General features: G+C 64.0%; 11 protein-coding genes. 7 read left to right on the top strand and 4 right to left on the bottom strand.

The window, feature by feature from the left end:
* Nucleotides 1-17 precede the first annotated feature (17 nt).
* The 3 genes from FYB76_RS03805 to FYB76_RS03795 all read left to right on the top strand — a co-directional run bounded on the left by FYB76_RS03805 (nucleotide 18) and on the right by FYB76_RS03795 (nucleotide 2,600).
* Nucleotides 18-938, top strand: a complete 921-nt coding sequence (locus FYB76_RS03805) for a dihydrodipicolinate synthase family protein (RefSeq protein WP_088756018.1) — start codon at nucleotides 18-20, stop codon at nucleotides 936-938.
* Nucleotides 939-1,187: 249 nt separating this feature from the next.
* Entirely contained in the window at nucleotides 1,188-1,901 is a 714-nt protein-coding gene (locus FYB76_RS03800; RefSeq protein WP_154132747.1) for an Imm52 family immunity protein, read from the top strand.
* Nucleotides 1,902-1,997: 96 nt separating this feature from the next.
* Complete coding sequence (locus tag FYB76_RS03795) at nucleotides 1,998-2,600, top strand: flavin reductase family protein (protein ID WP_154132746.1); 603 nt, start codon at nucleotides 1,998-2,000, stop codon at nucleotides 2,598-2,600.
* A gap of 17 nt (nucleotides 2,601-2,617) precedes the next feature.
* On the opposite strand, the gene FYB76_RS03790 is transcribed toward FYB76_RS03795, so the two are convergent.
* On the bottom strand, nucleotides 2,618-3,259 hold the full coding sequence (locus tag FYB76_RS03790; protein WP_229296866.1) for a response regulator transcription factor: 642 nt from the start codon (nucleotides 3,257-3,259) through the stop codon (nucleotides 2,618-2,620).
* Between the two features lie 534 nt (nucleotides 3,260-3,793).
* Here FYB76_RS03790 and FYB76_RS03785 point away from each other — a divergent pair.
* The 4 genes from FYB76_RS03785 (at nucleotide 3,794) to FYB76_RS03770 (ending at nucleotide 8,092) form a co-directional block, all read left to right on the top strand.
* Complete coding sequence (locus FYB76_RS03785; protein WP_154132745.1) at nucleotides 3,794-4,588, top strand: DNA-binding response regulator; 795 nt, start codon at nucleotides 3,794-3,796, stop codon at nucleotides 4,586-4,588.
* Nucleotides 4,589-4,598: 10 nt separating this feature from the next.
* Complete coding sequence (locus tag FYB76_RS03780; protein ID WP_154132744.1) at nucleotides 4,599-7,319, top strand: hybrid sensor histidine kinase/response regulator; 2,721 nt, start codon at nucleotides 4,599-4,601, stop codon at nucleotides 7,317-7,319.
* A gap of 177 nt (nucleotides 7,320-7,496) precedes the next feature.
* Nucleotides 7,497-7,778 carry a type II toxin-antitoxin system HicA family toxin gene (locus FYB76_RS03775; protein ID WP_088756024.1) on the top strand — a complete coding sequence of 94 codons (282 nt, stop codon included), beginning with the start codon at nucleotides 7,497-7,499 and terminating at the stop codon, nucleotides 7,776-7,778.
* Nucleotides 7,766-8,092 (top strand): type II toxin-antitoxin system HicB family antitoxin, encoded by a 327-nt coding sequence (locus FYB76_RS03770; protein ID WP_088756025.1) that lies wholly within the window; start codon nucleotides 7,766-7,768, stop codon nucleotides 8,090-8,092. Before FYB76_RS03775 ends, FYB76_RS03770 begins: the two co-directional genes overlap by 13 nt.
* Before the next feature lie 18 nt (nucleotides 8,093-8,110).
* Here the strand turns inward: FYB76_RS03770 and FYB76_RS03765 are convergent, their stop codons facing one another.
* The 3 genes from FYB76_RS03765 to FYB76_RS03755 all read right to left on the bottom strand — a co-directional run bounded on the left by FYB76_RS03765 (nucleotide 8,111) and on the right by FYB76_RS03755 (nucleotide 12,042).
* Entirely contained in the window at nucleotides 8,111-8,338 is a 228-nt protein-coding gene (locus FYB76_RS03765; protein ID WP_088756026.1) for a hypothetical protein, read from the bottom strand.
* A 124-nt stretch (nucleotides 8,339-8,462) separates the two neighbouring features.
* Complete coding sequence (locus FYB76_RS03760) at nucleotides 8,463-10,283, bottom strand: EAL domain-containing protein (RefSeq protein WP_154132743.1); 1,821 nt, start codon at nucleotides 10,281-10,283, stop codon at nucleotides 8,463-8,465.
* Between the two features lie 13 nt (nucleotides 10,284-10,296).
* Nucleotides 10,297-12,042, bottom strand: coding sequence for a methyl-accepting chemotaxis protein (locus FYB76_RS03755; RefSeq protein WP_154132742.1), 1,746 nt, complete (start codon nucleotides 12,040-12,042; stop codon nucleotides 10,297-10,299).
* Nucleotides 12,043-12,180: the final 138 nt, after the last annotated feature.

The raw sequence follows: 12,180 nt of genomic DNA, 5'->3' as shown, positions 1-12,180 counted from the left end.
ACCAAGACGGAGACTCCATGAGCACCCCCATTTACCGCGGCGTATTCCCGGTCGCCCCGACCATCTTTGACGAAAACGGCAAGCTGGACCTGGAAGGCCAGAAGCGCGCCATCGACTTCATGATCGATGCCGGCTCCAACGGCATCTGCATCCTGGCCAACTTCTCGGAGCAGTTCGTGCTCTCCGACGAAGAGCGCGTGCTGGTGCAGGATACGGTCTTGAAACACGTGGCCGGCCGCATCCCCGTGATCGTCACCACCACCCACTTCGGCAGCCAGATCTGTGCCGAGCGCAGCCGTGCGGCGCAAGATGCCGGTGCGGCCATGGTGATGGTGATGCCGCCGTATCATGGCGCCACCTTCCGTGTGTCGGAAAAACAGATTTACGAGTTCTTTGGCCGCGTCTCCGATGCCATCGACATCCCCATCATGATCCAGGATGCGCCGGTGGCCGGTACGCCCCTGTCGGCGCCCTTCCTGGCCCGCATGGCCAAGGAGATCGAGAACGTCTCCTACTTCAAGATCGAGACCGCCGGTGCCGCCTCCAAGCTGCGCGAACTGATCGAGCTGGGCGGCGACGCCGTAGTCGGCCCGTGGGATGGCGAAGAAGCCATCACCCTGATCCCCGACCTGGATGGCGGTGCGACCGGTGCCATGACCGGTGGCGGCTATCCGGACGGCATCCGCAAGATCGTCGACGCGTATTTCGCGGGCGACACCGAGAAGGCCGCCGAGCTGTACATGCAGTGGCTGCCGCTGATCAACTACGAGAACCGCCAATGCGGCCTGGCGGCGTGCAAGGCGCTCATGCTTGAAGGCGGCGTGATCAAGTCCGACATGCTGCGCCATCCGCAAGCCCCGATGCATCCCAAGGTGCGCGAAGGCCTGCTGCGCGTGGCGCGCCGACTGGACCCGATGGTCCTGAGCTGGGGCAAGTAAGACCGCTCACGCCTGCCATGCGCAGGAGGCGATCTGCATCATGAACAACGGGAGCTGCGGCTCCCGTTGTTCATTGCGCGGCCACATGGGCGCACAGGCCCCGCGTGCATCAAAATAGTTTGTAGTTTCCCCAAAACATTGGCGTCATTTCCAACAACGGCCGTCCTCTCCCCCATCATCGCGCCTTCACACCGGACGCCCTCTCCTGGCTTGCATCCGGATTTCCTGAACTGCTCCCCTGTGAAGACCATGCATCTCGAATTGAGCTACCCTTCGCCGCATGCCACGCTACCCGGCGTGGCCGATCATCTGCGCCAGTTGCTGCCGCTGCTTGACTGGCTGGCACTGCAAGGACTCGCCGTGGAAAACTGGTATGCGCCGGCCGCGGAAGCCGGCTCGCCGGAATACCCGGCCTGCCCGCCCGCCTTCGCCGGAAATGCGCCCACAGCCGCCGCCATCGCGGTCCTGCATGATGAGGACGCGATGCGGGACGATGACCGTTTGCGCCCGCTGGCCTTGTGGAGCGGTGAAGAAGACGGCGCCGGTGCCTTCCTGCTGCATACCCTGGGCACGCAGCGCTACGGCGAGCCATGCCACCTGCTGTTGCAAAGCCAGTTCCTCCCGCAACTGGAACAGCAGGATACGCTGCTCGCCCTGGTCAGCGCCCTGGTGCAATGGTGGCCGGCGTCCCGGGTGGAGATCGGCATCAGCAGTCCGCAAGAAGAGGACGCGGGGCACGATGAGAATGCCCTCCTCGATGATCCCCTCGGTGCGATCTGGATGCGCTATCTTCCGCGGGTGATCGATGCGTCTGAAGTCCCTGGCAGCAACCGCCTGCATGCGGTTCATGCGGCCGATGGCAGCCGGCTGGGAACGCTGGTCCTGGCGGTGGATACGGACAGGTTTGATCCCGCCAATGAGGCGCATCGCCAAGCCGCCCGCGAACTCGCCGCGTGGCAATGAATGCAGCCCGCGCAGGATAACTTGCAACAGGGCGGGCAAGCACGCAGCAGGCGGTTCTGTGGCATGCTTGCCCTTTATCCCTGTTGAGGAAAATTCATGTCGCAGCCCCTTGCCGCTACCGCTTCCGAGCACTTCCGTCCGGTCGCCCTGGAATACGCCAGCCGCCTCATCAACCATGGCCCGACGGTGCTCATCAGCAGCGCCCATGGCGCGCATCGCAACATCATGGCAGCCGCCTGGTCGATGCCGGTCGAATTCACTCCCCCGCGCATCGCCGTGGTGATCGACAAGAGCACGTGGACGCGTGAACTGATCAAGCAGTCAGGCAGCTTCGGCATCATCGTTCCCGGTGCGGCCCGGATGGACCTGACCTACGCGGTCGGCAGCGCCAGCGGACGCGACGAAGACAAGTTCGCCCGCCACCAGATTGCTGCCCGCACCGGCCCGGTGCTGGGCATGCCGGTCCTGGAACAAGGCTGTGCGGCCTGGCTGGAATGCCGCTGGCTGCCGCAGGGCCAGACCGAAGATGCCTACGACACCCTGTTCGGTGAAGTCGTCAGTGCCGCTGCCGATGTGCGCATCTTCGAGAACGGCCACTGGAACTTCACCGAAGGCAACGCCGACCTCCACACCCTGCACCACCTGGGCGCGGGCAAGTTCGTGGTGGCCGGCAACCAGGTCCAGGCACGCCAGGACTGAGGAGTCGGACAGCAGCCTCAGCAGGCCTGGATCGCTTCGGTGAAGCAGTAGCCCACGCCATGCAGGGTGCGCAGCGGCAGGTCACACATGGTGCTGTCGCGCCATTTGCGGCGCAGCCGGCTGACGGTCTTTTCCAGGATGCGCTCGTCGAAGCTGACCCACTCCATCCCGAAGGCATGCGCGATGGCGCAGCGGTCGGCAGCATGCCGGGAGCTCTCGGCCAAGGCCTTCAACAACGCCACTTCACGCGAATTGATGCCCACCGCGTCATGCCGTGGCGCGCGCAGCGTGCGTGCGCCCACATCCAGTTGCCACGCCTGCGGCATGACCCGCCGCAGCATGGCATCGAGGTAGGCGTTGAGCAGTTCGAGCCGGTGCGGCAACACTTCGCAGAAGTCGGCACCGCGCTCAAGTCCCGTGATGCGCACCGTCGCACTCTCATGCGTGGCTGCCAGCAGCAGGATGCCCATGCGGGCATCGGCGCTGCGCAATTGCTGCGTGAGCTGGTAGCCCGCCGCGCTGGCGCATCCGACGTGGATGATGGCGATATCGCTCTTGCGTATCGGCATCAGCAACTGCTCACCCTCGGCGCGTACCCGGCTGACACTGTGCCCCTGCTCTTCCAGAAAAGTGCAAAGATTGCGGTTGCGATAGTTCATCAAAATATCTTCTACCAACAATATGCTGGCCATTTGTCTCTCCCTGATCTCATAGCGACGCATGTTCGATGGCGGACCTTGGACACCGGTCCGTTCTGATGGTGAGTAGGGACGCCATCGCAGTTGCAGGGATCGGTCCCGGCAGCGGCAGCGGCAGCGATGCCATGCTCACCACGGAGAGGCAATCTAGCGCAAGAAGCCCGTGATTTTCTCTCCAGGTTTTTGCGGGGTCGCCGACTGAGTTTGCTTCAGGGAAGAATATTTGGCAGTACCAATTAGGGCCTGTTCACATTAAATCTGCGAGTGCGCAGTTTTAATGTGAACAGGCCCTAGCATCTGCTGAGCCGGCCACTGCCTGAAAATCACAAGCTGGCAGTTCATCGATATCGAATTTTTTCGACAATTTCCTCGACGATGTTTTGCCCATCGACCGCATAGTTTTGATCGCAGGAAAAATATTTCCTGCCAGGCCATTTTCGCTTCGTGTCTCGAACATTTCGCGGTAACTTCCCGCTCATTCAAGATGAGGCAAACATGGTCTACAAATCGATACACCCGGTGTACGCCGGGCCTTTGGCGGGGCAGCGCATCCTGGTCGTCGACGACGCCGAGGAAGATCGCATGCTGCTCTCCGACTTCCTGCTGTGCCATGGTGCGCGGCTGTACGTGGCACGCGATGGGCAGGATGGCTATCGCAAGGCGCAGACGGTGCGGCCGGACCTGATCCTGATGGACATCCGCATGCCGGTCTATGACGGACTCACCAGCGCCCGCCTGCTCAAAGCCAATTCCTCCACGCGCAACATTCCGCTGATCTTCCTCTCGGCGGCTGCGGCCACCGAGGAAAAGGTCAATGGCCTGAGCGTCGGTGCCGTGGACTACATCACCAAACCCTTCGATTTCGAGGAAGTGCGGCTGCGGCTATGCGTGCACCTGCGCTCACCCGTGCATGTGGACCTGCCACCGGTCACCCAGACGCCCGTCGGCCCGGTGCCACAAGGCGGCTCCAGTACCTTCGACATGGTGCTGTTCCAGGCAGCGCGCCGCCTCATGATGGACAAGCTCGACCAGCCGCTGGGACTCAATGCCCTGGCGGCGGCGGTGGGCACCAATGCGCGGCGGCTGTCGAGCGCCTTCAAGCATTGTGCCGGAGTGACCGTCTTCGACTTCCTGCGCGAAGAGCGGATGAAGGAAGCCCGCCGCCTGCTCTCTGAAAGTACCCTCGACATCGGCGCCATTGCGCTGGCGCTGGGCTACAGCAACACGGCCAACTTTTCCACGGCCTTCCGCGAACGCTTCGGCATGCCGCCCAGCCAGTTCCGGCGCTGACGAGAGGACGATGTCACGCTTGCGCGCAGCACTGCTGTGGTCTTGGCTGCTGCTGTGCAGCCTGCTGTCGCCCCTGGTGCTGGCCTCACCCGCACCGCCCTCCATCGAGCTGGCCAGCATCGCCACCCACCAGGTCATCACGCCGCAATTGCAGGTGCTGCGCGACGCCCGCGCCAGCGAGCTGCTCTCGACCGCGCTGGCCAGCGGTCCATGGGAAGCCATCCACATACCCATGCTGCAGGAGGGCTACAGCACCGGCGCCTTCTGGCTGCGCGGACAGGTCCGCAACGACAGCAGCGAGCATGTCACGCGCTGGCTGGCGATGGGGTCGGCACGCTTGCAGGACGTGCGGCTGTACTGGCTGCCCTCTTTGCCCTCATCGTCCGCGCACACGGCCGATGATGTCATCCCGCGCTACGCCGGTACCCTGCATCCGATCGCCCGGCGTGAAATCGCCAGCCGCACTCCCCTGTTCCCGCTGACGCTGGCCCCGGGTGAAGAGCGCCAGTGGGTGCTGCGGGTGACCGGTGATTCAGCCATTGATCTCAATGTGGCGCTCTGGGAAAGCGCCGCGTTCCGGCAGGATGAAGGACGCGAACTATCCATCCAGGCCTTCGTGCTGGGCGTGTCGGTGTTGCTGGTGACCTATGCGCTGATCCAGGGCATCGCCTGGCACGACCGCGGCTTCGTGCTCATGGCCGCGTGGATCGTGACGGCGCTGGCATACATCTGGACCTTCCAGGGGTATCTGCAGCTGTATCTGTTTCCGCAAGGCGGCGCCTGGCTGGTGCGCACACCGGCCACCCTGGGCTGCCTGGCCACACTGCTGTACGTGCGCATGAGCTATGTGCTGGTCGGCCTGCAGCGCCTGCGCCCCTGGAACAGCGTCTATGCTGTCATCCAGGCGCTGCTGATCGCGGTGATCGGCGCAACCGCACTGGGCAACTATCGCGTCACCGCCCCGCTGGCCAACGCCACCGCTGCACTGGCCTATGTGATGTGGCTGGCCTCGCTGCTGCACGCCTGGCGCGCTGGCCTGCCCCATGCCCGGGTATTGACGCTGTCCTTCGCCCTGGCCTGGCTGGGCATGTCGGTCAAGCTGCTGGAACTGAACGGGCTCGTTGATCGCAGCCTGCTGCCGGACTGGCATTTCGCGGCGCTGTTCCAGATCGGGCTGTTGTGCATGACGGCCCTGGTGATCATCGGCCGCGCGCTGGAACTGCACCGCAAGCATGACCAGATGCAATGGGCCATGCTCTACCTGCGCGTGCGTGAGCAGCTGAAGCTGGAACAGGCCGTGGCCGCGCGCACCCGCGAACTGCGCGAAGCGCTGGAGGCGGCCGACCAGGCCAACCGCGCCAAGACCGGCTTCCTCACCCGCATCAGCCACGACCTGCGCACGCCGCTGACTTCCATCCTGGGCTTTGCCGACATGCTGCAGACCGGCGGCGACGAGCGCGCGCGCCACGGCCGCATCATCGTGCGCAGCGCGCGGCACATGCTGGCCATGGTCAATGACCTGATCGACTATGCACGCGGCGACCGGCCCGACCTGCCGCACCCGGCCCCGGTCTACGTCCACGCCCTGCTGCAGGAGATCGGCCAGGAAGCCAGCCTGCTGGCCCAGCGCCAGCACAACGCCTTCCGCCTGCAGGTGGCGCCGACGCTACCGCCGGTACTCACGCTCGATGCGCGCCGCGTGCGGCGCATCCTCGGCAACCTGCTGGACAACGCCGCCAAGTACACCCGCGATGGCCGCATCGTGCTGCAGGTGCAATGGCATCCTGCCTCGGCGCAATCCGGCATGGGGGTCATGGAAATGCAGGTGCGCGACACCGGCTGCGGCATTCCGCTGCATTTCCAGAAACGGGTGTTCGAACCCTTCGAACGCGCCCATGCGGACCGCTCGCAGCCGGGCATCGGCATGGGCCTGGCCATCGTGCGCCAGTGGATCCAGCAGATGGGCGGGCAGGTGGCACTGTCGAGCCGGCCCGGCGAAGGCACCACGATGACGCTGCGCCTGCCGGCGGCCATCGGCAGCGAGCACGACGTGGCCCGCCATGACGCCCCGGAAGACGCCAGCGGCCGCCTCCTGATCGATGGCGAGGGGCGCCTGGTGCTGGTGGTGGAAGACCATGCCGACATCGCCCAGTTGCTGGGCGACCAGCTTGGCAGCGTCGGCTTCGCGGTGGAGCTGTATGCAGATGCCGAGCGCGCCATCGCCCGCATGGCCGCGCCCGATGCGCCCGCCGTGGCGCTGGTGATGACCGATTTCCAGTTGCCGGGCCTGCATGGCGATGCCGTGCTGGAGGCGGCGCGGCGACTGCTGCCCGGCATACCGGTCCTGCTGCTGTCAGCCACGCTGCAGCCCGAACGCGGCCAGGAGGACGGTGGACAGTTCGATGCCTGCCTGCTCAAGCCGGTCAATTTCCTGGAACTGCAGGAGACCATCGGCCGGCTGCTGGGCCTGCAGAAACAGGAGCCCTCCTGCGAGGACGGTACCGCCCCGCCCTTGCAGCGCCCCGCTCCGGCCGACCTGCAGGAGGCGCTGGCGCTCATCGAGATGGGGGCGGTGTCGGATTTGCTGGACTGGTGCGATACGCTGCAACGAAGGAACCCGGTCTGGACGGGTTTTGTGACCATGGCGCGGCAACTGGTCATGGATGCGGACCTGAGCACGCTGGAGGCGCTGTGCCAGACGGATCAGCCGGTGCAATCCGTCGATGAATGAGGGGAGCGCGATGCGATGGCCGCTAACGCCCATCCAGATACTGCCGGGGCAGTCCGCCAATGGGACAGCAAAGTAACTTGATCGAAAAAAATGAAGATTGGATGATGAATTGCGGGGATCGCAGGGCTTATCCCTGAAGAACAAATATGATATCATTTTTTGATATCAACCCAAGCCATGAAAAGCATCCATCGACGAACTCTTCTGGCCATCTTCAGCGATCCGATGGCACGTTCGCTCCAGTGGCGCCAGATCGAAATGCTTTTCCTGGCCATCGGTGCGCAGCTGGTAGAGGGACGCGGATCGCGCGTGCGCTTCATGCTCGGTGACGCCATGGGGACATTTCACCGTCCACATCCGGCCAAGGATGCAAAGCCTTACCAGATCCGAGATGCCCGTACCTTCCTGCGCAACGCAGGATTCGACCCGGAGAAAGGAATGAGGGAATGGGAACAATGATCTACAAGGGCTACGCGGCCCGAATCGAATACAGCGATGAAGACGAAAGTTTCATCGGCCGTATCGCCGGAATTCAGGATGTCGTCGGATTCCACGGTGACTCTGTTGTCACATTGAAGGCGGCGTTCGAAGAGGCGGTCGACGATTATCTGGAAGCCTGCGCCAAGGTGGGCAGGGCCCCGCAGAAACCGTTTTCGGGAAAGTTCATGGTGCGCGTCACACCTGAAATCCACGCGCACGCAGCCACGATGGCGGAGGCACGCGGCATGAGCCTGAACGCTTGGGCGGCACAAGCACTCGCGCTCTATCGCTGACAAGACCCGGGCGGAAAATCAATCCCGCTCCCGGCTGCGTTCATCCATCCGCGATGACTCGCCCTCGGGACGGCTGCGCGCCAGTTCCGCATTGCGCTGGTTGATCTGGTACTGCTCCTCGGCATGCTGGAAGGCCAGTTGCTCCTTGGGCGAACGGCTGCATGCCCCCAGCGTCAAGGGCAGCAACACAGCCAGGACCAGGACGGCGATCGACGCCAACGGGAGGGGGGCCGGTTGGATTGTCACGGATAGTCTCCAAATTTATATTTCTATCCGGCAATATACCCCTCACAAATACTCACTGCAAGTCTCTGTTCCGGCGCTGCTGGCGCTCAGCGGGCCCGTCACCGCGGGAGGGAGGCCCAGGCGCTCAATCCCGGGCCGCGATCCAGTCCCAGGTATCGGCCGCCGTCATCGGGCGCGCGATGCCATAGCCCTGACCGTATTCGCAACCGAGATGATGGAGGATGCGGCGGCATTTCTCGGTCTCCACGCCTTCGGCCACCACCGCAAACCCGAGCTTCTGGCCCAGGTGGATCATCGAGGGCACGATCTGCTGGTCCGAATAATTGCTTTCCATGCTGCGGATGAAGGACTGGTCGATCTTCAGGTAATCCGCAGGAATGTTCTTGAGATAACTGAGGTTGCTGAATCCGGCACCGAAGTCATCGATGGCTACCTTTACGCCCAGGCGCTTGATCTCCTGGATGCGGCCGTAGAGTTTCTCCGGGTTCTTGCTCATCGCGCTTTCGGTGAACTCGATCTCGATCAGGCCAGCCGGAATGCGATGGCGACGCAACTGCACTGCCAGCGTCTGCACCAGATCATCGTTGTCGAAGTCGCGCGCCGACACGTTGATGGCCACTGGAATGGCCCGCCCCTGGCGGGCCCAGGCCGCGGCCTGTTCGATGCCATGCTGCAGCACCCACAAGGTGACCTGGCGAATCAGCGCGGTCTTCTCGGCCAGTGGAATGAAGAGCGCCGGCGAGACCACGCCATGTACCGGATGGCGCCAGCGCAGCAGCGCTTCCACCCCGGCGCACTGGCCCGAGGACAGCGCAATCTTGGGCTGGAATTCCAGCCACAGCTGGTCTGCCGAAAGCAATGCTCCCGGAATGGCCGAGAGCAATTCGAAGGAATGTTTCTGCTGGCGTCCCAGCGGCTGCTCGTAACTGCAGTGCAGTACGCCGGACTCGCGGGCCATGTCGGCGGCCGTCAGCAGCGAAGGCACCAGTTCACCGACTTCACCGCACTGGGCCAGGGGCACGATCCCGACTGAAATCTGCAGCCGATGCGGAATGCCCTGGTGCTCCACCGTGCCGGCAAAGGCGCGCTCTACCCGCTCGACCTGGGGCTGCCAGCGATCCCTGCGCTCCAGGTAGGCGAAGGTGGTGGTGCCGATGCGATAGAGCGCAACCTCGCCGAGCGCCTGCCGCAGTTGGTCCATGGCCTGGATCAGGAAACCCTCGACATAGTCCCAGCCCAGCGCCTTGATCATGTCGCGCAGGTAGATGCGGTCACAGATGTCGACCACCACCGCCGTGAGCTTGCCCGACAGCCCCCCGCCTTCCGGCCCGAACGCGGCCAGCTCCTGCAGGTCCGCGTCCAGGCGGCTGCGGTTGGGCAGCGCAGTCAGGCTATCCATGTAACTGGCTGAGCGCAGTGTATCCAGGCGAGCCATCACCACGGCCGCCAGCTGCCGCAGCGTCAGCCGCTCGGCCCGAGTGAATTCCGTACGCGGGGAGGTGCTGATCACGCACAGCGTACCCAGCCTGACCCCATCGGCGGTCTGCAGCGGGGCACCGGCATAGAAGCGGATGCCAGGTGCACCGGTGACCAACGGATTGTCGGCAAATCGCGCATCCTGGCAGGCATCCGGCACCACCATCACTTCGTCCTGCCCGATGGCGTGGCTGCAAAAGGATTGCGAGCGCGGCGTGCCGGGTGCCTCCAGGCCGCGCCGCGACTTGAACCACTGACGCTGCTCGGCCACCAGCGAGACCAGCGCAATCTCGGTCCCGAAGAGCGAACAAGCCAGTTCCGTCACAAGATCGCAGAGCACATCGGGCTGCGTGTCCAGCACACAGTAGCTATCCAGTACCGCAAGGCGCTGCTGCTCATGCGGTGTTGGCGCGTCCTGCTGGAGGGTCGCCGTCAGCGCGGGCGACAGGCGGAGGAGGTCTGCGTGCATGTGGTCGCCCTGTTCAGAAAGTGACCCATTCGTCAGAGGCGCCGGCCGCGTGGCGGCTCGCCAGGACGGGTGCCAGCGGCTTGCCCAGGCGCGGCTCCCGCACCAGTGCACGCGGCGTCACGGCAAGCGCAGCCGGCTTGGCGGGCACGCTGGCCGGCGCTGGTGCAGCAGCGACCGCATCCACGGCGTGGTCCTGCGCAGCATGGCCATCCAGGCGGAACACACTGACGGCCTGCGCCAGTTCCTGTGCCTGTTCCTGCAGCGCTTGCGAGGCGGCAGCGGCTTCTTCCACCAGGGCTGCGTTCTGCTGCGTGACCTGGTCCATCTGCCCCACCGCCTGGCTGACCTGTTCGATGCCGGAACGCTGCTCTTCGCCTGCAGCACTGATCTCGTTGATCATGCCGGTCACACGCTGTACGCTCTCGACGATCTCGCGCATGGTGTCGCCGGCCTCGTTGACCAGCACGCTGCCGGACTCCACTTTGGCCACGGAGTCGCTGATGAGGGACTTGATTTCCTTGGCAGCGGCCGCCGAGCGCTGCGCCAGGCTGCGCACTTCGGTGGCCACCACCGCAAAGCCACGGCCCTGCTCGCCGGCGCGCGCCGCTTCCACGGCGGCATTCAACGCCAGGATGTTGGTCTGGAAAGCAATGCCGTCGATGACGCTGATGATGTCCACGATCTTGCGCGAGGACGCATTGATTTCTTCCATCGTTTCCACCACGCGGCTGACCACGCCGCCACCGCTGCTGGCGATGTCGGAAGCGGCCTGCGCCATGCGGTTGGCTTCACGGGCATTGGCGCTGTTCTGCTGCACGGTGGAGGTCAGCTCTTCCATCGAGGAGGCGGTTTCCTCCAGGGAGCTGGCCTGCTGCTCGGTACGCGAGGACAGGTCCAGGTTGCCGCTGGCAATCTGCGAAGAGGCAGTGGCAATCATGTCGGTGCCACGGCGCACGCCGGAAACGATATGCACCAGGCTGGCATTCATGTCCTTGAGGGCGCCCAGGAGTTCACCGGTCTCATCACGCGAACGCACCTCGATGCGCGCGGTCAGGTCACCGCCGGCCACCTGGCGGGCCAGGCGAACGGCCAGCGCCAGCGGACGGGTGATGTTGTTGGCCAGCCACCAGGCCAGCAGCATGGCCAGCGCCACCGAAATGATGCCGCCGATGATGAGCGTATTGCCGGTCACCGATTTGAGGGCGGCGGCTTCCTCAGCGCGGGCTGCCATCAGCGAGGACTCGGCATTGTCCATCTCGCCCAACAGGCGGCGCATGTTGTCCATCTCGGTCTTGCCCTTTCCGGCCTGCTCCAGCGTGGTCACGGCCGCCATCTGCTCGCGGCCCTCACGCACCGCACGGCGCAGGGTGATGGCCGGCTCGATGGCGGTAGTGAGCCAGCGCTGTTCGGCCTCCGTGATCAGCTGCAGTCGCTGCTGCTGGGCCGGATTGTCGGCGGTCAGCTCACGGGCTCTTTCCAGGTATTTCTTGAAGTTGGCGTTGCCCAGCTGGTACGGTTCCAGCGAGGCCTCATTGCCGGTAAGCGAAAATCCGCGCTGGCCGGTCTCGATGTTGATGAGGCTCTCGATCATGCCCTGCAGCTGGTCGCGCACGTCATAGGTATGCACGTTCCAGTCATTGGCTGCACCCAGCCGCGCGAAATTGGCATACGCCACACTGACCAGGATGACCAGGATGGCGGAAATCATGCCGAAGCCGATATAAAGGCGGGTGCCGATTTTCAGGTCCGATAGTTTCATGATGGTTCTTTCAGGGGGACTGCAAGGTTTCTCGAATGGATCGACACGTGTCCACGGGGAGCGGGCCGATTCTTGTTGTTGATCACGATGTTTCACATCCAAGCAAAAGCGTGACATACTGGCAAAAATCACAAAAAC

This window comes from Herbaspirillum sp. CAH-3 (assembly GCF_009668275.1).
In the GTDB taxonomy this organism is placed as follows: Bacteria; Pseudomonadota; Gammaproteobacteria; order Burkholderiales; family Burkholderiaceae_D; genus Herbaspirillum; species Herbaspirillum aquaticum.
The sequence above is the reverse complement of the archived record's forward strand: the minus strand, read 5'-3'. Positions and strand labels throughout refer to the sequence as shown.